Genomic DNA, 21898 nt, shown 5'->3' with positions numbered 1-21898 from the left:
TCAATTTGTTTCAGCACAAACAAATGTTGTAATGGTAGAACGGGAGGAGATTGAACAATGCCCATTACTGAATTATTGGTACGCAACGCAGCGTTGTACGGACAGGAGAAATGTCTGACCGAGATTAATCTGGATCTTCAAGAAAGCCATAACGTCACCTGGAGAGAGTATGAACTGATCGAAAACAATCCGGCAGGGGAATACCGGTTGGAAATGACCTGGCGGGTTTTTGACGAAAAAGCGAACCGTATGGCTAATTTCCTTCTGAAAAGAGGCATTAAGAAGGGCGATAAAGTCGCTATTCTATTAATGAATTGCCTTGAATGGCTGCCGATTTACTTCGGTATCTTAAAATCCGGCGCCGTTGCAGTCCCTTTAAATTTTCGCTACACGGCTGAAGAAATCAAATACTGCCTTGAATTGTCCGATACAATGACTTTGATCTTCGGACCGGAGTTTATCGGCCGTGTGGAAACGATTTATGATCAGATCCCTAAAGTCAAAACGCTTTTATTTGCGGGTGAAAACCGTCCGTCCTTCGCAGAGAATTACGACCGGCTGGCAGCGAACAGTTCCTCGGAGGTGCCGCAAGTTGTACTGTCTGACGATGATGATGCGGCCGTCTACTTTTCTTCTGGGACGACCGGTTTCCCGAAAGCTATCCTGCATACGCATCGGAGCTTAATGTCGGCCTGTTATACGGAACAAAACCATCATGGGCAGACCCGTGACGACAATTTCCTGTGCATACCGCCCCTGTATCATACCGGTGCCAAAATGCACTGGTTCGGCAGCCTGCTCTCGGGTAGCAAAGCTGTACTGCTGCGCGGCGTCAAACCGGAGTGGATTCTGAAGACGATCAGCGAGGAAAAAATCACCATCGCCTGGCTTCTCGTTCCGTGGGCCCAGGATATTCTGGATGCAATAGAGAGCGGCAAAGTCAAGCTGGAGAATTATGAGCTCTCCCAATGGCGCCTGATGCATATAGGAGCCCAGCCGGTACCTCCCAGCCTAATCCGCCGCTGGAAAAACTATTTTCCAAATCATCTATACGATACGAATTACGGCCTGAGTGAGTCCATTGGACCGGGCTGTGTGCATCTTGGAATAGAGAACATCCATAAAGTGGGCGCGATTGGTATACCCGGCTATCAGTGGGAAGTTCAAATTACTGACGAAAACGGCTGTCCGGTTCCACAGGGTCAGGTAGGGGAACTGAGGGTCAAAGGTCCGGGTGTCATGAAATGCTACTACAACGACCCTGAAGCCACGGCTGTAGCCCTGAAAGACGGCTGGCTGCTGACCGGTGATGTGGCCAGGATGGATGAGGACGGCTTTATTTATTTGGTCGATAGAAAAAAAGATGTGATCATCAGCGGCGGCGAGAATATTTATCCGGTTCAGATCGAAGACTTCCTGCGTGCGCATACGTCGATTAAGGATGTCGCAGTGATTGGTCTGCCTGATCCGCGCCTGGGTGAGATTACCGCAGCAATCATCGAACTCAAACCGGGAAGTATCTGCACAGAAGAAGATATCGGCGTTTTCTGTGCACCAATGCCCCGCTATAAACGTCCGCGCCGGATTATTTTCGACAAGGTCCCACGCAATCCAACCGGTAAGATTGAGAAACCGTGTTTAAGGGAAAAATACGGAGCAGCCACCCTGATTGCCGCCCAGACAGAAAACAGTCTATAGTCAATGAGATGAAAAAATCCATTGATAAAAGTGATCATAGCTAAGATCATAGCTAAAAGGAATCATCCATGAAATAAAACGAGGGGATTAACGTGTTGAATGATTGTGTACTCAATTTTCTCGTGAAAGATTTTCAGGAGAAAACAGCCGAACTGGCTCAAACCGCCATGGGTATCCTGAAAGCGGACACGGTGATCAGGGGCGGCCGGATCATCAATGTAAATACTTGTGAAATCGAAGAAAACAAGGACATTGCGATCAAACACGGCCGGATTGTCCTGGTCGGTAATGCCGCGCCTGCCATCGGGGAACAGACGGAATTCATCGATGCCTCAGGCTATACACTGGCACCGGGTTTTCTGGACGGACATCTGCATGTTGAGAGCAGCATGGTCACGCTGAGGGAATTCACCAGGGCTGTTCTGCCGCAGGGAACGACGTGTATTGTTATGGACCCGCATGAAATTGCCAATGTCTTCGGCCTGGAAGGCGTTAAGATGATGGTCGAAGAAGGACAGGCCATGCCGCTTAAAGTATTTGCCACCATGCCATCCTGTGTACCTGCTGCCCCGGGTTTTGAAGATGCCGGAGCGGTGATTGGTCCGGCTGAAATCAAAGAAGCGCTGCAGGACGGCCGGATCATCGGACTCGGGGAAATGATGAATTATCCGGGAGTCATCTCTGGTGATGTGCATGTTCATGCCGAATTAAAGGTAACGCTGAACGCCGGCAAGCCAGTTACCGGGCATTACGCTTCTGCTGATCTCGAAAAAGGATTGCAGGCTTATGCAGCAGCCGGAATCCTGTCCTGCCATGAAAGTACGACCAGGGAGGATGCCCTGGCCCGGATGCGTCTCGGTATGTATGCCAAACTGCGGGAAGGTTCAGCCTGGCAGGACGTTAAGGAAACCGTCCGGGCCATTACTGAAAACAAAGTAGATTCCCGGTATGCCGTGCTGGTGACGGACGATGTGCATCCGCATACCCTTTTGGCCAAAGGACATCTCAACCATGTGATCCGCCAGGCGATTCGTCAGGGTGTCAATCCGGTTACGGCGATTCAAATGGCAACCATTAATCCTGCTCAGTGTTTCGGTCTTGACCGGCATCTCGGGAGTATCTCGCCTGGCAGATGTGCAGATATTGTTTTTCTGCGTGACCTCGCGGAAGTCACCGTAGAAAAAGTAATGATAGACGGGGAAATCATAGCAGAACAAGGACGGATGCTGGCTGAAATTTCGTCCGTCAGCTATCCGGAGAAGTTCCGCAGTTCCGTTCATCTGTCCAATAAACTGAAATCCGGAGACTTCATCATCAAAGCTCCGGAAGGAAGAACGACGGTCAGGGTACATGTCATCGAGATCAAAGAAGCCCAGGCCGGAACCCTTCATCGCGTGATCGAGATGGGAACAGCGCAAGGGCAGGTATATCCTGACATTACAGCCGATATTGCCAAGGTTATGGTCCTGGAAAGGCACGGCGGCCCGGGAAATTATGGCCTCGGGTATGTCAAAGGTTTTCAGCTGAAGAGCGGGGCAGTCGCATCAACAGTGGCTCATGACAGCCATAATCTGATCATTATCGGTGTAAATGATGAGGATATGGCGCTTGCAGGCAACACACTGGCTGACCTTGGCGGCGGGATGGCCGCAGTGAGAGACGGGAAAGTGCTGGCCATACTGCCTCTGCCGATTGCCGGCTTAATGTCGGACAGACCGGTCGAAGAAGTGGCCGGAATGGTAGCTCAGCTTGATGAAGCCTGGAAAGAGCTAGGATGCAGTTTGGTCTCGCCGTTTATGACAATGGCGCTCTTAAGTCTGCCTGTTATCCCGGAACTGCGCCTGACGAACCGTGGATTGATCGATTGTCTGAACTTTTCATTCCTGCCTTTGCTCGAATGATACGCTTCGCTCCATGAACATTTCCATGTTAATAATCCAGGGATCTGGTCCATTTAAGAGCTTCAACGTATAAAAGCATAAAGCGCTGAATACTGAGCTTGCTGATCAGATTCTGATTCTCGACTTTGCTCCATTGCGCATTTTCAAAGTCGATGATGAAATCCAATAGGCGCCGCTGTTTATTATCCTGGCCGAGCAAGGTCAGTTTTACATGATCCGGCAGGGAAAGGCCCTGGAGCACCTGCTCCATGCTTTTGTTCAGCAGGACGTCAATCAAAGAAAACATCCCGGTAAAAAAGAAGTCAGAACTGTTCGTTTTATTTCCCAGTTCTGAAGCTAAAAGTTCCATCAGTTTTCCTCGAATAAGTGACAATTTGATCAGTTCTGCATTATATTTTTGAATAAGTAAATTATTTAATATAGGCAGAAGATGTCTTAATCAAGCGTTAATCAAGCGTATGATGCCGTAACATATGATGCCGTAAAAGATTGACACATCATTATTCCTTCTATATAATATCTTTTGGAGTATTTTTACGGATATCAAGATTTCATTTATGTCATTGTTTAACTGAATTCTGAAATATTGAAGTAACACTTCCTGAAGTATTGGAGCATGTGAGAAGGAGGTGTTTTTTTTATGCGTTTTAGTAATGAGCTTAAAAAACTGGCGAATGCTTTTGAAGCGGATCAATTTGCGGCCGTTAAAAATGATGTTCTTGGCGTCCTCAGAAATATCTATGGGGAAACTTCCAGAGAGTATAAAGTTGTCAAACAGACTTCTTCTTCTGCAACCATTATCAAGGTTTTGAACCATATCGCCGAAAGATCAGATGATTTGTCCCTACATGCGCTTGCTGCAAATATGTAATTTAAATCCATGACGCGGACTGCGGCCTCCTTTCTGTAAGGGGGTCGTATTTGTTTAGGTTGCTGCTATGTATTTAACGTTAATAAGGCACTTGAAGAAAGAATAAAGGAATTGATTCCTGATCTGCAGAAATAATACTGAATAGAATAATAATAGTAGATCGATTCGTAAATCGCATTACTATTTTTAATATCATTTTGTTAGAGCTAGTCTGTGGGGCACAATACCGCTTTCCGGCTGTTGCGCCATCCTTGGTGAGTCGCTCCTTGCCCCTCCATGACATCGCGACATTAGGCCATCCGTGGCCGTCAAAAAGCCGCGCTTCGCATCGTGCTCCGCTCACAGCGGAACTGTGCTCCCTAGACTGATCACTAACTCCAGACTAAGTCAACGTAATGGATGGACAGCGTCAAGCGGAGCATGGATTGCGAAGCGCGGGATTTTGTGTCAGGATGACACAACGACCGAAAGCGGCCGTCCATTACGGTGACTAACCCGAGTAAATCTAAAAATTTATACATATTCCTTTTATACATATTCCTGATGAAGAAAGAGATGACCGCATGAACCAGGCTACTTTTCAGCATTATCCGTTAAGTCCGGAAATATTAAAAGCCCTTCAGCTGCTAAACTATGACAAGCCTACGAACGTCCAGCAGCAGGTCATTCCGCTTATCCTGGCGCAAAAAGATGTGATTGTTAAATCTCAGACCGGCAGCGGCAAGACGGCTGCTTTTGCTATTCCGCTTTGCCAGATGGTGGATTGGGAAGAAAATAAACCTCAGGCCCTGATCATCACGCCAACGAGAGAACTGGCCATCCAGGTCAAAGAGGATCTGTTTCATATCGGCCGTTTTAAAAGACTAAAAATTGCTGCAGTATACGGCAAATCTCCTTTCTATTATCAGGAGAAAGAGCTGAAGCAAAAAACGCATATTGTGGTGGGAACGCCTGGCCGGCTGATCGATCATCTTCAGAAAGGGACGCTGGATACTTCTTATATCAAATACCTGGTTATTGACGAAGCGGATGAACTGATGAATATGGGCTTTTTGGAACAGACGGAGACCATCCTTGGCAGCTTGTCTGCCGACCGCGTAACAGCCCTGCTGTCGGCCACGATGCCTTCTGATGTCAGAACACTGTGTGATCATTATTTGCGCGAGCCAGTCTATGTAGAAACGCAAGAAGAAACATCCGCTGCGGAAAGAATCTCCCAGGAAAGATACCTCATTGCCAGACAGGATAAGGATAAAATAAAGCTTCTTAAAGATCTTTCAGTCACTGAGAACCCCGATAGCTGCCTGATTTTCTGCAATACCAAACATCAGGTGGATGAGGTCTATGCGGAATTGAAATTGCTCGATTATCCCTGCGCCAAAATTCATGGCGGTATGGAACAAGGGCACCGCCTGAGTGTCATGGATGATTTTAAACGGGGTTATTTTCGGTACCTGATTGCAACAGATGTGGCAGCCCGGGGGATTGACATCGAAGATATTTCACTCGTCATTAACTTTGATCTGCCGCAGGAAAAGGAAAGCTATGTACACCGGATTGGCAGAACAGGGCGTTTGAATAAAAACGGCAAAGCAATCTCCTTTGTGACCGAAGAAGATGACAGTTACCTGCAGGATATACAGAAATATATTGGACAGGAGATCCCACTGAAACAAAGACCGTCTCAGGATACTGTCCGCAATGCAGAAGTCGACTTTCAGGAGAAAATAACCGTTTTGCCGGATAATAAAGCCATGAAAGGCACCCGGATCAATTTGGAAATCATGAAGCTCCAGATCAATGCCGGAAAGAAATCCAAGATCCGGCCGGCGGATATTGTGGGCACATTGACGAACATTGCGGGTATGACTGCGGCTGACATCGGGATTATCAATATTCTGGATGAATTGAGTTATGTGGAAATCCTGAACTTTAAAGGGCCACTTGTCCTTGAAGCCTTGCAAACAACATCGCTCAAAGGTAAACTAAGGAAAGTAAGAAAAGTGAATCGCTAAATGCTCAAATGTCACAATAAAACTGTATTTATTGAAATAAACCGAAATAATTATTTGTAGAAAAGACGAATTCTGAAGGATTTTGGAACTTCTTTAGCGAAAAATATAAAATATAAATACTCCAGGGAAGAGGAGACAGACGATGCAGGATGATAAAGGAATTTTGCTGGAATCCGGAACCAATGAGTTTGAAATTATTGAGTTTACCGTAGACGGGAAATTCTATGGGATTAACGTCGCCAAAGTAAGGGAAATTATCAACAGTGTCAAGGTGACACACCTGGTAGGTTCACATCCATATATAGAGGGACTATTTACTTTACGGAATAAGATCATTCCGCTTGTTGATCTGACGCGATGCCTAACCGGCGTTAAGCAGGTCACAGATAACCAGCAGATCATTGTTTGTGAAATCAATGGTGAAATGATCAGCTTCAGAGTTGATGAAGTCACGAGGATCTACCGCGTATCCTGGACCCAGATGGAACCTTTGTCGGATATTGCAGGTTCGGACTTTGCAGTCGGTGTCGTTAAGCTGGAAGAAAAAATCATCGTTCTGATCGATTTTGAAAAGATTATTTCTGAGATTGATCCGACCATGAACAAAAGGTTATCAACGATACCCGCGGTAGCTGAAGAAATGGACGACCTCAGAAAGACAAAAACGATATTAATCGCAGAGGATTCCCGCGTTCTTAGGGAGCTGTTAATCAGAACACTTAGCGCTGCAGGTTATCATATGGTTCCCAATGATAATGGTCTGGAAGCATGGGATAGTCTGAACAAAATGATTGCTGACGGCAGTTCGATCGAAGATAAAGTGCAGCTGGTCATTACAGACATTGAAATGCCCCAAATGGATGGTCATCATCTGACCAAAAAAATAAAAGAGGATGACAAGCTTAAAGAGCTGCCCGTCATTATCTTCTCCTCGATGATCAGTGAAGAGCTAAGAAGGAAAGGGCAGTCGCTCGGTGCCTATGCCCAAATCACGAAGCCAGAAATCGAAAAGTTGATCGTGTTAGTTGATAAAATACTGCTTTCTTAACAACAAAAGATGCATGTCTACGGTGTTTGATTACATTCCGTTAATAGAATGAACACGCATGATTTAAATTAGAAGTGGTGCTTCCTGGTGAACTTTTCGTTTGCCGGGAAGCACCACTAAATATTAGACATATGATTTATTCTTCACTGCATTTTTGATCTTTGACTTTATTCACGATCTCGGGAACCATATCGATTAGTTTTTCGAGCCCTCCTGATTTTTCAATCGGCAGCAGTTCGACCTGATCGCCTCTGATAACCAGAACTGCTGTTGGCGAAATACGGCCGCCACTACAGGCGCCGCCACCCGAACCCTGGTTGCTTTTCTGTTCAATGTCGCTTCCGCCGCTCGTACCCAGACCGAATGTAAAATCGATGAATGGAACAAGAATGATTTCTCCGACCTGCATAGGTTCGCCGACGACGGTCTTGGTCTTCAGAAAGCTTTCCAGTTTTTCAAAGATGTTGGTGATATTTTCGCCAATGTTAAAACTATCCGACATAGGGGGATCCTCCTTTAAATAATTTGATTTTTAAGTTCGTTAACATGATATTGCGAATTGGTTTCGTGACCAGAAGCCCGATGATTACAGAGAGCAGATAGGGCAGCCAGATCCTTCCGCCAATGAAAAACCTTCCTTCCAGCATTTCCTGACCAAATACAAGTTCGACAGCGATATCAAATCTGTCATACCAAAGGTATCCCTGAGTCAGCAGTACCGACAGGAAACCGGTATACATTGGATCAGAAAAGCCTATTTTGACGTTCACGATCAGCTGATCCGGTAGGATATGCCTGGCGATTTTCCTCAGGGATGCCAGGATTTTTTTCAAAACATCGGTCCGCAGGAATTGACGAATACCAAATTCATTTTGATGTCTTTTTTGGGCAGATCTTGAGTCTTTTACAGAATCAGCGTGCAGATTTTTTTTGGCATTGTTCTTAGACTCTATTCCGGATTTCTTTTGATCTTCTTTCTTAGAGTCTGGCCGTTCCTGGAATTTTTTAGTCAGACCCAAAATCATCAACGTCGTTTCAGCCTTGCGTTTAGGATATTTGATAAACTCCATCCTGATTCCGCCAAAGAGCCAGGAAACGGACCCCTTCATTTGAGAATGGCCAAGATTCTCCGCAACAGCCTGATAATGGTACGGGATAAAGATCATAGCTGCCAGAAACATCACGAGACCCAGCAAAATATAGCCAACGATTGTTAACAAGAGCATAGCACCTGACCATCCCTTTTCTTATTCACATTTATTAATACACATGAAATAATAAAAAAGTTTCAGCTTTCAACAGAAAAGTTGACATTTTCTATCCCAAAGTACCGGTTAATTTTATGCTATACTGAGTATTATGGAAAATTAAGCTAAACTTTTTCTCAGTGTTACATGCATTTTAGAGCTAACATGGTACTTGATGTCTGCAAGATTCATATGCAAAGAAAATTATATGGAAAGAAGATCCTATGGAAAGAATACTGATTATTGCTGAAAAACCGGCTCAGGCCCGGGAATATGCTGCAGCCCTGGGGGTAAAAGGCAAAGGACAAGGCTGGCTCGAAAATGACCAGTATGTGATAACCTGGTGTATCGGTCATCTTCTGGAGCTGGAAAGGCCGGAAGGCTATATGGATCTAGACCGCGTCGGGAAGCGCTGGAGTCTGAAACGTCTTCCCGTTCTGCCAGCTGTCGGTTCGTTTCGGCGTACAATCAAATCCCAAACGCGCCAACAATTTCAAGTTTTACAAAAATGGCTGAAATCTTCTGAAATCAAACAGGTTATTTGCGGAACAGACGCCGACAGGGAAGGGCAGCTTCTCTTTCAGGAAGTCTGGGATTTAGTGGGATGTACAAAACCGCTCTCCCGGCTCTGGATTTCTTCGCTGACGCGAGAGGCTATCCTGGAAGGAATGAATCAGTTAAGGCCGGGTCAGGCCGTGGAAGGTCTGTCTGCTGCAGGTAACGGCAGAGCCTTTGCGGACTGGGACTTTGGGATGAATCTGACCGAAGGCTTCACCTCTTTGTTTGGCAGCTTCGATACAGTCAGCAAAAAGCCGAATGTGATTTCCATCGGCAGGGTACAGACACCGACACTGGCGCTGATCGTTCACAGAGAGTGGGAAATTGAGCAATTTGTTGCTGAAGCCTATTTTGAAATCAGTGCAGCCTTCTCTGCGGAGCAGGGACAATACACCGGACGCTGGTTTGATCCCGTTCAGGAGAATAGCCGCCTGACCGACAGGGAAGCTGCCGAACACATTGCTGCGAGAACACAGGGGCAGCCAGGGAAAATCATTCGGGCTGAACAAAAAAAGGTTTCCGAAGCTCCGCCCTTGCTTTTCGATTTGACAAGCCTGACTGTCACAGCTTCCAGACGATTCGGATTTAGTGCCGAAAAGGTCCTGGAACTAGCCCAGTCTCTTTATGATAAAAAGGCCATCACCTACCCGCGTACGGATTGTGCTTATTTGCCCGCGGATATGATTCCAAAGCTGCCAGCCCACCTGAAAGCCCTGCGTCAGGAGCCTTATCAGGAAAATGTAGATGAAGCAATGACCTATAGTGTGCCTCAAAACAAACGGGTCATCAACACGATTACGGCTCACCATGCGATCATTCCAACGACAGAAACTGTTCATTTGAATAAGCTGCCCGAAGCCGAACGTCAACTTTTTGACCTGATCGCACGGCGTTTTCTGGCTGTCTGGTTTCCTCCTGCCTGGTATCAGCAGACGGAAATCGTTACGGAAGCGGCCCAGGAACATTTTCGCTCCAAAGGCAGGATTCTGCTCAGCTCAGGCTGGAAAATGGTCTACGATTTCGAAGACGCTCAGGATACTCAGGCTGAAAGCAGCGGAACAACAGGAAAGACTAGGAGAAAAAATAAGAATCGCGAGAACCAGCAAGAAGAAAACACAGAACTTCCAGCGGTCAGTCAGGGTGACTCTGTTCAGACGACCGAAGTCCGGATCGACGAAAAGAGTACCAAACCCCCGAAACGTTTTACCCAGGGAGACCTGCTTAAAGCGATGGAGAGTGCGGGCAAACAAATTGAAGACGATGTTCTGCGCCAGCAGCTGAAAGGGAAGGGCCTCGGGACAGTGGCTACCCGGCCTGCGATCATTGAAAATCTGCTTCAGCGTGGCTATATCAGACAGGAGCAAAAAACGCTGCGGCCGACAGAAAAGGGAAGCCAGCTGATTTCTTTAATTCAAAACAGGCTTCCGCATGCCGCCCTGCTGATCAGCGCGGAAATGACCGGTCAGCTGGAATATGACCTGGCGCAGGTTGAAAAAGGCGAACTGGCGCTGGAAAAATACATGTCGGAGGTCGAGGAAGCGGTGATACGAATCATCAATGAACTTCGGGCCTATGAACAAAAATATGGCAAAACGCCGTTGGCCCAGGCTCCAGCCAGGTCTGCCAGATCTGCCGAATCTGGGAAATCTTCCAAGAAAGTTGATACATCTTCGGAAGATCAATCAGACAAGTCGGTTAAAAAAACAAAGGGTGCCAAAGAAGAAAATGGTTCTTCGGCAGCCCGGGAAAGCGGACCTGAAAAACTGGGTCCCTGTCCGCGGTGCGGGGAAGGTGTCATTGAAGGCAATAAAGGTTACGGCTGCTCCAACTGGAAAAGCGGCTGTGGATTTGTGGTCTGGAAAACACCGGTTTGCGGTAAAACACTTAGCCAGGCCCAGATGAAAAGCCTGCTGAAGAAAGGTAAAACCCCCTTGATCAAAGGATTCAAATCCAAAAGCGGGAAATCTTTCAACGCCTGTCTGGTCTGGGAAGATGCTGCCAATGGAAAACTTAAATTTGAGTTTGATTATTAAATTGATATCATTAAATTCTTTCAAGGAACGGCCACCAACAGGCCGTTTCTTTATAAAAAACTCCTTACAAATTTATGCTATAATGGTACATACGATATCTAAATCGGAGGAATATGAATGAAATCGTTGATCCTGGCTGAAAAGCCGAGTGTGGCCCGGGAAATTGCCCGGGTTCTTAAATGCAATATCAAAAACAAGGGTTTTATCGAAGGACCACAATACGTCGTTACTTGGGCTTTGGGACACCTGGTCACTTTAGCTGAACCGGAGGATTATGACCAGAAATATAAAGAATGGCGAATGGAAGATCTGCCAATGCTTCCGGAACAGCTAAAGCTCAAGGTGATCCGCCAGACTTCCCAGCAATATCAGACGGTAAACAAACTGATGAAACGAAACGATATCAACGAACTGATTATAGCCACCGATGCCGGACGAGAGGGCGAACTGGTCGCGCGTTGGATCATGAGACTGAGCAACTGGAAGAAACCTTTCAAACGTCTCTGGATTTCTTCCCAGACCGATGCCGCCATCCTGGAAGGCTTCGCGAGATTAAAGCCCGGACCCGAATATAATGATCTTTACGATGCCGCTGTTTGCAGAGCCGAAGCGGATTGGCTGATCGGCCTGAATGTGACCAGGGCTTTAACCTGTAAGTATAATGCCCAGCTGAATTCCGGAAGAGTGCAGACCCCGACGCTTGCCATGATCGTTCAGCGGGAGGACGAGATCAGAAAGTTTGTTCCGGTTGATTACTGGACAATCCGAGCGGACTTCGGCGACTTTTTTGCTGACTGGCGTGGCAAAGACGGTAGCCGGATTTATGATTACCAGCAGGTTGAAGCCCTGCTGGGTAAGCTGGAAAAGCAATCTGCAAGAATTATGCAGGTCAAGCGCGAGAGCAAAAGCGAACCAGCCCCACTGGCTTATGACCTTACTGAACTGCAGCGTGATGCGAATCGCAAACTTAGCTTTTCTGCCCAGAAAACTTCCAGTACGCTGCAGAATTTATACGAACGGCATAAACTGGTTACCTACCCGCGTACAGATTCGCGCTATCTCTCCGCCGATATTGTACCGACTCTGCCGTCCAGGCTCAAAGGGCTTGCCGCAGGGCCTTATGCCGAAACGGCCAAAAAACTGTTGGCACAGCCTTACAAGCCGACGAAACGACTGGTGGACGACAGTAAAGTAACGGATCATCATGCGATCATTCCGACTGAGCAGCCTTTGAAGCTCGGGGATCTGACCCATGATGAAAAATCTTTGTATGACCTGATCGTACGGCGTTTTCTGGCCGTCCTCTCTCCGCCGTACCGCTATGACCAACTGACGGTCATCGCCGGTATTAATGGCGAAATGTTTTATGCAGCGGGAAAAGTAATGAAAGACCAGGGCTGGCGCTCTATCACTTCCCACCAGACGGAACCGGAAGAAAGCAGGGAGGACGCTTTGCCTGAACAAACGCTCGGGAAACTGGAGCAGAGCGAGGAACGGATGCTAAAAAGCCTGAAGCCCCAAAAGGGGAAGACGAAACCACCGGCACGCTATACGGAAGCCACCCTACTCACGGCAATGGAAAATCCGGGGAAATTCATTGAAGATGAGGAGCTCCGGGAAACGATGAAGGGGAGCGGTCTCGGTACTCCGGCTACAAGAGCGGAAATTATTGAAAAACTGCTGCATACCAGTTATATTGAACGCAGCGGGAAAGAATTGGTGCCTACATCCAAAGGCCGTCAGCTGATCAGCCTTGTGGCTCCTGAGCTTCGGAGTCCTGAGCTGACTGCCCAGTGGGAACAAGCTTTAACAGACATTGCTAAAGGGAACGGAAGCAAGACCGAGTTCATTAAAGGGATCCGGACCAAAGCCAGTGAACTGGTTCACAGTGTTGCCTCGGACAGCGCCACATACCATGCTGACAATATGACGAAAACCAGGTGTCCGGTCTGCAAAAAATACATGCTGCTGGTCAACGGTAAACGCGGCAAAATGCTGGTTTGTCAGGACCGGGCCTGCGGCCACCGTCAGCCGGAAAAAGAACGGGACACCGGCTTTACCAGTTCCAAGCGAGCAAGCCAGGTCAACCAAAAACTGATTGCCCAATACAGTGACCAGCAAAATATTGGCAGCAATCTTGGTGATTTGCTTAAAGAGGCTCTGAATAAACAGAACAAAGATTAATAAATAAAAAGGAAAGGATAGGAGAATGCATATGGAAAATGATAAAAAGATTGCCGTGCTAATTGACGCAGACAATGTCTCAGAAAAATATATCAAATACATCTTCGATGAAATTGCGAATCACGGCACTCCAACCTATAAACGGATCTACGGAGACTGGACAAAACCGAACCTCGCCTCCTGGAAAACAGTGCTTCTGAATTATTCGATTACACCGATACAGCAATACGGCTACACAACTGGGAAAAATGCTACAGATGCAGCGTTGATCATTGATGCGATGGATATTCTATATTCCAAAAGCATTGACGGCTTTTGCATCGTCTCCAGCGACAGCGATTTTACCAGACTGGCCTCCAGGCTCAGGGAAGCCGGCATGTATGTGATGGGTATGGGTGAGAAGAAGACGCCGCAGCCGTTTATCGCTGCCTGTGAAAAGTTTAAATACCTTGAAGTCCTGAGCGCCATCCCGGCAAATCCCTATGAGACAAACGAACAGGTTAAAACGCGGGTGCAGGGGACACCTCAGGAAGGAATGGCCAGCATTGATGAACTTATTGAAGCAATCAAAATTATTGTCACTGAAAGTTCCGATGAAGATGGCTGGGCATTTTTAGGTGAAGTCGGCATCAAGCTGAATAAGCGCTATCCTGATTTTGATACCAGAAACTACGGCCACGTTAAGCTGACACCGCTGATTGCTTCCTTAAAACAATTTGAGATTCAATCCCGCAGAACCAGCAATCCCAACATCAGCCATAAATATATCCGTAACAAGGCTGAGGCTGAAACAGGCAATAAAAAAACACGAACGCCCGAAGCAATCGTGTCTCCTGAAGAGTATCGCGTCAAACCGAATGTCCGCTCCCGCATGAAGTCCATCAAACGTTAACCTGAATATTTTTTCTCCCTATACATGCGGAGATCAGCTGTTTTCAAAAGTTCGTCAGGGGTCATTCCATCCTCCGGACATATACTAATCCCAAACGACATTCCAACTCGGCAAATCTTATTGTTTATCACGATGGGTTTGACAAGTTTTTCCTGCATTCTCTGCATAATTCCGTCAAGCTCTGTCTTATTCTGCAATCTGGAAAACAATAGAACAAATTCGTCGCCGCCCAGACGCGCTATCACATCCTGCCGTCTGACCACCCCGGCCAGGAGCGACGAAACCTTCATCAGCATTTGGTCACCGATGTCGTGGCCAAAGGTATCGTTAATGACCTTAAACCCATCTAAATCGATAAATACCAGCGCAAATTGCTGATCATGCTTATGGTATTTCTCAATGGCCTTCTCCAATTTATTGTAGAACATCCTGCGGTTCGGAAGATTGGTCAGCTTGTCGTAATTGGCCATCTTTTCCAGTTCTTTGGACATAGCTTTGTATCCTGTAATATCATGAAGATTGCCAACAACGCCGACAATTCCGTCAAGCTCGGTTTCGGCCACAGAAAATGATGCGATAATGCTGATAACTTTACCCGTCGAATCAACCATATCAAACTCAATATTGCGCAAAAACTTGTTTTTGAACAAAAAATCTGTTCTTTGCAGGTTATACTTTTGGGCTTTAAAAAAATCTGAGAATCTCCGTCCGAGCATTTCACTGGCATCATATTTCAGCAGGTCAAATGTCGCCTGGTTGCATTTACGGATAATTCCTTTATTATCAAGCAGAACGATCGGATCCATCACTGTCTCCAAAATAATGTCCGGCGTCACCGCTATATTCACATCCATCAGTTTATACCTTCTGATCATATAGATGCCGCCAAATCCCCAGAAGATCGAGAAAAAATGAAATAAAGGCGGAATAAACGGAGTGATCAAAGGGAGGATAAAATCAGTGCCGATCCCGATCAGCATCATAACGCCCGCCAGAATCGAAATACTTTTGGCTTGTTTAATGAACCTCGGTCTTTGGCTGTTTTTGCCCCATCTTAAGGTGAAAAAAAGTGCAACTCCGATGTAAACGACAAGCATAAGCCAATACAGCCAGAACCAGACGGAGCCCGTATTGAGCTCATAGGTCCAGCCCAGGCCACTTGTACTCTGGACAAAGACTTTCGCCACCAGCGATTCATTTGTCAACAGTGTTTTTAACAGTAAAATTGTCGGCAGGCCATACAAGGGGATATACCAGTGGATACCATGAATATTTTTTGTTTTTTCCGATAGAACCAGAAAAAAGTGAGTGGCCAGCGGACAGAACATCACCCAACCAATAGCCGCGATCCGATGCCAGAATAAAGCAATCTCGGGACTTGGGGCTAGATAAAGGAATGAATAAATGAACGACCAGTATGCAAAACAGAAATTCAGAGAGGCTGATAATCTGTTTAAAGTTTCCTTATGATTCAATTTTAAAATATAGAAACCAAATAAGACAAAAGTGTACGCGACAATCATCGATATATAAGACATGGCCAACATAAATTTCACCTGCGCTCTCACATGGATGCAAAAATTCGACTAATTCCAGGATATTTCAACATTATACTGCTGTCAAGTAGATTTTAATTTTCCTGAATATATTAAAAACACGATTGTCTGAATGCAATCGTGTTTTTTAATATATTCATGTTTTCTTAGACCAAGTTTCTTATTCTGCAACAGGGTACTTACGAAGAAGGAAGATCTCGACGCGCCTGTTTTCTGCCCGGCCTTCCTCAATCGTATTATCGGAAATAGGGGAGTACTGCCCGTAGCCCTGGACTGAAAATCTTTCAGGATTCATTCCGCCCTGATCAACCAGGAAATTCATGACGTTGATCGCGCGAATCACGCTTAATTCCCAGTTGGAATGAAACTTCTCAGTATGGATGGGCCGGTCGTCCGTATGGCCTACGACTTTTATATCGTTGTCCATACCATTTAGCATTTTCCCGATCTGCAGAAGGAGAGGGGAGAACGCATCGAGGATTTCCGCGTCACCCGATGCAAACAACATCACATCCTGAATAACGATCTGCAAACCTTCCTTATCCAGATTTACTTTGACGTTATTATAATAGCCGCTTTCATAGATTTCCTTTTCGAGTTGTTTCTTTATATCCGCCATCTTATCCTGTTCAAGAGCAGAAGCAGAATCATTTTCAGAACTGGATGGTTCAAGTTCTACCACTTGGTCGCTTTCCTTTTCTAAAAAGCTGGCTCCGCCTGCGAAAATTTCTTTGAAAGACTCACTCAACTGCTGCAGTTTTACTTTATCAACTTGACTAATGGCAAACATAACGATAAAAAGCGCAAGCAGAAGCGTCAGCAGGTCGGAATAAGGCAGCAGCCAGGATTCATCAACATGTTCTTCATGGTGTTGCTTTTTCTTGGACATTCTTATTCACCGCTGCCTTGTTTATTTTTTTCTTTTTCCTCTAGGATTTTTCTCTCTTTCGGATCGAGCATGCCAGTCAATCTTACTTTAATACTGCTGGGGTTCTCTCCGGCCTGAAGGGCCAGAACTCCTTCAACGATAATGCGCATATTCTTAGTTTCGGCAGCTGATTTTCTTTTTAAGCGGGAAGCGATCGGGTGGCAGACAACATAGCCGAGAAAAATACCAAACAATGTCGCAACGAATGCGGCGGCTATCATATGACCAAGTTTTTCCGTATCATTTAAATTGCCGAGCGCTCCGATTAGGCCTACGACTGCGCCTAATACTCCCAACGTCGGAGCATAGCTGCCTGCCGCGGAAAATATCGAGGCATTGGCACGGTGACGATCCTCCATATTATCAATTTCCATTTCCATGATCTCTTGAATATAGTCATGCTCCAATCCGTCAACTACCAGGCTTAGCCCTTTTTGCAAATAGCGGTCTTCAATTTCCATAATCGTCTGTTCGAGGGATAATAAACCGTCTTTACGGGCTGTCATCGCCATATCGGTGATAAGTTCAATCAACGACACCGCATCATACGGTTGTTTTTCTCGAAAAAGGGCAGCTAATACTTTTGGAATGTTCAAGAATTCTTTTTTTGGAAATGAGTTCATCACGGCTGCAGTTGTCCCGATCAGAATAATAATGGCCGCAGCTGGATTCAATAGCACAGCTACATTGGCTCCTTTGACAATCATGCCTACGACTACGGCAAGAGCACCTACAACGATTCCAATAATTAAAAAAATGTCCATTCTTACACCCTTTATCAAATTTTTATCTACAAATAATCTGCGAAGGATAAAAATATTGTAACATTATGCGGATTCTTTAACCAGATAATTAATTAAAATTTTTAATAAACCCGTCATCAGATCACCACAACAAAATGCGTCTAATTAAAAAAATATCCTTAAAAATATGATAGCAAAACTATTTTTCTATTAAAAAGAATATATTATGGAGAGAATATATATAAGAATATATGAACGGTGAATGAAGAAATTTATGTATTTCGCGAAAGGGGATTGAGGTATCCAGGAAATAAACATATGGAAAGGGGTGGGCATCATGTTTATGAGAAGAGGTTTTATTCGTAGCTTATCCGTTATCATCCCTCTCGTTATCATTGTATCCGTTTGTGCTCATTCCGTTCAGCAAGCAGAAGGTAAGTCTGCTGCCGTTCAGGAGATTCCCGTGGGTCAGGGCATCCCGCCGGAAGACCCGCAGGGCACGATCCGGAATCTTTGTGAGGAAAACAATTTATCGTATGCGTTGGTTTTAGCAGTTTATCAGGCAGAAGGAATTGATAATATCCCAATTGACACCACCGCAAAGTCAGATATTAAAAAATTGGCATACTACAGGAATTACTGGGCGGCTCAGGGCTATGCCGATGAGTTCGTCTTTGATCTGATGCTGATGTCTAATCACTACGGCCTTGAAGGCTGTCAAAAGCAGATGGAAGACGGCGGCTCAGCTGATCCAGATAGTTATGTCCAGCGTGTCGCAGATTTCAAATATAATCTTGAGCAAAACCAAGGTGTAAATAACAAATAGCATATATCGAAGATTAACGCCGAGTAAAAAATACGAGGCGTTTTTTATATGCTGCCATTTCATATAGGACTATTATGTAATTTCAACAAACAATTTAGCAGGAAATACCAAAGGTACATAGAATTATATTTAGATGGCTATATTTTCTACATTATCCACAGAAAGGTAATTGATCTTATCATTTTCCAAAACAAAGACTGGAGGATGGGTGAACAATTGTTTGATCTCGAGGGTGTTGCACATCATTTGACAAATCGTATGGTAAAAGGTCAAGAAATGGACGCCGTCCATAAAGTGAAAATAGAATATGGTTTAGCCTTGCTTCTTGGGGTAATGATTGAATTAGTTCTAACCGTAGGGGTATCTGCAATATTCGGTACCATTGTGTATACGCTCGTGATAATGTTTTCTGCTTTGGCTTTACGGGTGTTTACCGGCGGTTCTCATTGTTCCAGCTACCGGCGCTGTCTGTTTTTTTCCATGGTTTTCTTTACCGGGTTGTCATTGGCTGCCAGATGGATCGCATCTCAAATTAACGTATATCCGTTGATCGAAGTGATCCTTATCCCTGCAAACCTCGGAATTCTTTTTCAGGCGTTTATGCAGACAGCTATCGGCAAGAATTTTGTATTAGCAAGTGACAAGCTGATGCAAAAGATTGGGATCTAATTAAACTATCAAGAGTTTCCATTATCGATGATTATGCAAAAAAGACATGCACGGATTATTTAGTACATGTCTTTTTTATCTTTCTTTGCAGATTTTAGAAGTCTCCGGTGGTAACTGCAGCTTGTTCAAATGTGGCCATTTCATCAGCGACTTTAAGGGCTGCCTCGACCATCGGGAACATCAGGGCGGCACCTGTGCCTTCTCCAAGTCTCATATGGAAGTCAAGTTTGGGTTTAAGCCCAAGCTGATGAAGCGCTAGATGCTGTCCAAGCTCTTCTGAACTATGAGAAGCAATCATATAGGAAGTGGACAGGGGTGCCAGTTTTGCTGCGGTTATTGCTGCAGCAGATGAAATGATGCCGTCGAGAATAATAGGTACACGTTGATAGGAAGCTTCGAGGATTGCTCCAACGAGCGCAGCAATTTCGAGTCCGCCGATTTTAGCCAGGGTGTCAATTGGCGTGGCAGGGTCACACTGATTAATTTCGATTGCGCATTTAATCACGTTTTGCTTATTAATCAGGGCATCATCTTTTAAGCCTGTTCCGCGGCCGGTAACATCCTCAACAGAGTGACCGGTAAACACAGAGATCAAGGCGGCGCTCGGTGTTGTATTGCCAATACCGACTTCACCTGTTGCTAACAGATTAACACCAGAGTCAATCGCATTGGCGGCAATTCTTGCACCTGTCAGTATTGCAAGCATGGCCTCTTGACGACTCATTGCCGGTCCTTTCGCCATATTGTCTGTTCCATTTTTAACCCGGTAGGCCATAAGCTCAGGAGCATCCAACGGGGTGGCAATGCCGATGTCCGTACTGATAACATCTGCTCCGGCATTCCGGGCGAGGACATTGATACCTGCACCGCCATTCAGGTAACTATAGAACATTTGTTTCGTGATTTCCTGAGGTGCAGCACTGACGCCTTCGACGACAACACCATGATCTCCGGCCATAAGCAGGACTGCTTTTTTATTGATTTTTGGATGCGTGGTGCCAAATATGCCTGCGAGCTGTTGTGCTATATCCTCTAAGACACCTAAGCTTCCGAGGGGCTTGATTTTCGCGTCTACACGGCTTTTCATGCCTGCCAAGGCTTCCTGATTGAGCGCTTTGATTCCACCCATCAGTTCTTGCAAGGCAATTTCAAGTTCCTGCTCAGTCGCATTTTTCAGATTTTCCAAACCATGAAATTTTGTAAGGCTGCTCATTTAAAAACCTCCAATTAAATATTTAAAAATAAATAAAACCCCACCACAAATATTCTTGTGGTCGGGATTTTGCCGTCATCACCGCCGCTTTCCATTACCCAGGAAAGACTTTTACCTCTTAGGCAGGCCTCCTGACTCAGACTCAAACGTCCTGAACGCACCTTCCCAGCATACGCCAGTGGATCAGCGGGGACTCGTCTATACAGTGGTGGGTCCGTATCGGATTAGACCGATTTTCCTATTCTCCCCTTAGTGGGGCACCTAAGATTGTATAAATATATTCAACTTCTATTAAGATAACGAAAATCATAAATAAAGTCAAGTCAAATTAATTTTTAAATAATCACTCAATCTGGCAATCGCTGTTAATTAATGGTTATTTGTAATGATCTATGGTATAATACGATTTGCTAAATCATCCAAAGAGATATCGGAGAAAAAATGTTTAAATATGACTTAACACCAAAAGTTTGCCGTATCTGTGACATGATTATCGGTGGCCAACCTGGAGATAATCCGCCTCTGCTGATATCCTCAATGTTTCATAATGGAGACCGTATTCTGGAAAGCCGCCGTGACAGGAAATTTGATCGTGAAAAAGCCCGTTCATACATTCTCAGGCAGGAAGAGCTGTCCGATCAGACAGGGATACCTGCCATAGTAGCTATGACAGCGGTTTCCGCAGATGAGATGAAGGAATATATTGATTTTTACCTTACAATCAGCAACCGCCCTTTTGCTATTGACATTTGGGGCGAAAAAGCGCGTCTTGATGCGGCAGAATATGCTGCCGGTCTTGGTATTCAGGACAAAATTTTATATAACAGCATTACACCCTGGGATAAAGACATGATCGGCCAGGCAGCGGCATTAAAAGAATTGGGAATCAAACACGCGGTCCTGCAGGTCTTTGATGAAACGAACCAGACTCCTTCCGGCAGGGTACAGGCATGCCGTGAAATGCTGACAGCCATTGGAGCGAAAGATTTTGCCTCGGTCTTGATCGATACGACAGTCATGAATCTTCCGTCCATTTCTTTTTCAGCCCTGGCAGGCAAACAAATCAAAGCGGAAACCGGTTGGCCGGTTGGATCAGCTCCTGCTAATGGGACGTATATGTGGAAAGAAAGCCGGGAGATATGGGGTGGGGAAGGCTTTTCTGCCATGAATGCTGCAGTGCATGCAGTATCGGCCGTCCTGTGGAGCGATTTCTTATTTTATGGTCCGATCAAAGCGGCTCCAAGCGTACTGCCTGCTGTAGCGGCAGCTTCAATGATAGTTTCAACTTTGGCTTATGACGAAAGCCAGGAGCTGCCGGCTAATCCTACTCATCCGTTGAATAAATATTTTTATGATTTTGCACAGAAACTGGTAGAATTCGATAAAACCAAATAAAAAACAATTGTCGTAATTTTGTAAGTGAATGTATAGGACAAACAGCTCCTTTCTGAAGTGGATCCTGTTGAGGATACTGCCTGGAAGGAGCTGTTTATATATTTATATATTAGAAATTATT

The 21898-nt window shown here is 45.4% G+C and carries 18 protein-coding genes and 1 riboswitch; of the genes, 11 read left to right on the top strand and 7 right to left on the bottom strand.

The features are described 5' to 3' along the window. Positions 1 to 57 precede the first annotated feature (57 nt). Positions 58 to 1698 carry a class I adenylate-forming enzyme family protein gene (locus tag DHBDCA_RS03195; RefSeq protein ID WP_015042723.1) on the top strand — a complete coding sequence of 547 codons (1641 nt, stop codon included), beginning with the start codon at positions 58 to 60 and terminating at the stop codon, positions 1696 to 1698. Positions 1699 to 1790: 92 nt separating this feature from the next. Next, the gene (gene ade / locus DHBDCA_RS03190; RefSeq protein WP_015042722.1) at positions 1791 to 3599 is read left to right on the top strand and encodes an adenine deaminase; all 1809 of its coding nucleotides are present in this window, start codon (positions 1791 to 1793) and stop codon (positions 3597 to 3599) included. Between the two features lie 28 nt (positions 3600 to 3627). Here ade and DHBDCA_RS03185 read toward each other — a convergent pair whose 3' ends face one another. After that, entirely contained in the window at positions 3628 to 3948 is a 321-nt protein-coding gene (locus DHBDCA_RS03185) for a hypothetical protein (RefSeq protein ID WP_015042721.1), read from the bottom strand. A 291-nt stretch (positions 3949 to 4239) separates the two neighbouring features. Here DHBDCA_RS03185 and DHBDCA_RS03180 point away from each other — a divergent pair, with 291 nt between their 5' ends. The 3 genes from DHBDCA_RS03180 to DHBDCA_RS03170 all read left to right on the top strand — a co-directional run bounded on the left by DHBDCA_RS03180 (position 4240) and on the right by DHBDCA_RS03170 (position 7533). Next, on the top strand, positions 4240 to 4470 hold the full coding sequence (locus DHBDCA_RS03180; protein WP_015042720.1) for a hypothetical protein: 231 nt from the start codon (positions 4240 to 4242) through the stop codon (positions 4468 to 4470). Positions 4471 to 5033: 563 nt separating this feature from the next. After that, a complete protein-coding gene (locus DHBDCA_RS03175) occupies positions 5034 to 6485 on the top strand; it encodes a DEAD/DEAH box helicase (RefSeq protein ID WP_015042719.1) in 1452 nt (483 codons plus the stop codon). A gap of 142 nt (positions 6486 to 6627) precedes the next feature. Then, positions 6628 to 7533 carry a chemotaxis protein gene (locus tag DHBDCA_RS03170; RefSeq protein ID WP_015042718.1) on the top strand — a complete coding sequence of 302 codons (906 nt, stop codon included), beginning with the start codon at positions 6628 to 6630 and terminating at the stop codon, positions 7531 to 7533. Positions 7534 to 7669: 136 nt separating this feature from the next. On the opposite strand, the gene DHBDCA_RS03165 is transcribed toward DHBDCA_RS03170, so the two are convergent. Together DHBDCA_RS03165 and DHBDCA_RS03160 are read right to left on the bottom strand one after the other, a co-directional pair. Beyond that, positions 7670 to 8035, bottom strand: coding sequence for a GerW family sporulation protein (locus tag DHBDCA_RS03165; RefSeq protein WP_015042717.1), 366 nt, complete (start codon positions 8033 to 8035; stop codon positions 7670 to 7672). Beyond that, complete coding sequence (locus DHBDCA_RS03160; protein ID WP_015042716.1) at positions 8025 to 8759, bottom strand: hypothetical protein; 735 nt, start codon at positions 8757 to 8759, stop codon at positions 8025 to 8027. Before DHBDCA_RS03160 ends, DHBDCA_RS03165 begins: the two co-directional genes overlap by 11 nt. 245 nt (positions 8760 to 9004) lie before the next feature. On the opposite strand from DHBDCA_RS03160, the gene DHBDCA_RS03155 reads away from it, so the two are divergent. From DHBDCA_RS03155 to DHBDCA_RS03145, 3 genes are all read left to right on the top strand, one after another. Then, a complete protein-coding gene (locus tag DHBDCA_RS03155; RefSeq protein ID WP_015042715.1) occupies positions 9005 to 11371 on the top strand; it encodes a type IA DNA topoisomerase in 2367 nt (788 codons plus the stop codon). A gap of 117 nt (positions 11372 to 11488) precedes the next feature. Then, a complete protein-coding gene (locus tag DHBDCA_RS03150) occupies positions 11489 to 13555 on the top strand; it encodes a DNA topoisomerase III (RefSeq protein ID WP_015042714.1) in 2067 nt (688 codons plus the stop codon). A gap of 31 nt (positions 13556 to 13586) precedes the next feature. Next, entirely contained in the window at positions 13587 to 14447 is an 861-nt protein-coding gene (locus tag DHBDCA_RS03145; RefSeq protein ID WP_015042713.1) for an NYN domain-containing protein, read from the top strand. Here the strand turns inward: DHBDCA_RS03145 and DHBDCA_RS03140 are convergent. The 3 genes from DHBDCA_RS03140 to motA all read right to left on the bottom strand — a co-directional run bounded on the left by DHBDCA_RS03140 (position 14444) and on the right by motA (position 17695). After that, a complete protein-coding gene (locus tag DHBDCA_RS03140) occupies positions 14444 to 15994 on the bottom strand; it encodes a diguanylate cyclase domain-containing protein (RefSeq protein ID WP_015042712.1) in 1551 nt (516 codons plus the stop codon). The genes DHBDCA_RS03145 and DHBDCA_RS03140 overlap by 4 nt on opposite strands. Positions 15995 to 16163: 169 nt before the next feature. Next, a complete protein-coding gene (locus DHBDCA_RS03135) occupies positions 16164 to 16892 on the bottom strand; it encodes a flagellar motor protein MotB (RefSeq protein WP_015042711.1) in 729 nt (242 codons plus the stop codon). Positions 16893 to 16894: 2 nt separating this feature from the next. Beyond that, complete coding sequence (motA, locus tag DHBDCA_RS03130) at positions 16895 to 17695, bottom strand: flagellar motor stator protein MotA (protein ID WP_015042710.1); 801 nt, start codon at positions 17693 to 17695, stop codon at positions 16895 to 16897. A 316-nt stretch (positions 17696 to 18011) separates the two neighbouring features. On the opposite strand from motA, the gene DHBDCA_RS03125 reads away from it, so the two are divergent. Next, positions 18012 to 18500: a hypothetical protein gene (locus DHBDCA_RS03125; RefSeq protein WP_015045120.1), complete on the top strand. Its 489-nt coding sequence runs from the start codon at positions 18012 to 18014 to the stop codon at positions 18498 to 18500. A gap of 204 nt (positions 18501 to 18704) precedes the next feature. Then, complete coding sequence (locus tag DHBDCA_RS03120; protein WP_242824956.1) at positions 18705 to 19169, top strand: accessory gene regulator B family protein; 465 nt, start codon at positions 18705 to 18707, stop codon at positions 19167 to 19169. Between the two features lie 94 nt (positions 19170 to 19263). Here the strand turns inward: DHBDCA_RS03120 and cobT are convergent, their stop codons facing one another. Continuing rightward, positions 19264 to 20382: a nicotinate-nucleotide--dimethylbenzimidazole phosphoribosyltransferase gene (gene cobT, locus DHBDCA_RS03115; protein WP_015042707.1), complete on the bottom strand. Its 1119-nt coding sequence runs from the start codon at positions 20380 to 20382 to the stop codon at positions 19264 to 19266. Positions 20383 to 20485: 103 nt separating this feature from the next. Next, positions 20486 to 20662, bottom strand: a riboswitch (cobalamin riboswitch). 161 nt (positions 20663 to 20823) lie between these two features. Here cobT and DHBDCA_RS03110 point away from each other — a divergent pair. Further along, positions 20824 to 21777 (top strand): tetrahydromethanopterin S-methyltransferase subunit H family protein, encoded by a 954-nt coding sequence (locus DHBDCA_RS03110; RefSeq protein ID WP_015042705.1) that lies wholly within the window; start codon positions 20824 to 20826, stop codon positions 21775 to 21777. The last annotated feature ends 121 nt before the right edge of the window (positions 21778 to 21898 follow it).

The organism is Dehalobacter sp. DCA (assembly GCF_000305775.1).
In the GTDB taxonomy this organism is placed as follows: domain Bacteria; phylum Bacillota; class Desulfitobacteriia; order Desulfitobacteriales; family Syntrophobotulaceae; genus Dehalobacter; species Dehalobacter alkaniphilus.
This window is presented reverse-complemented; position numbering and strand designations above follow the sequence as displayed.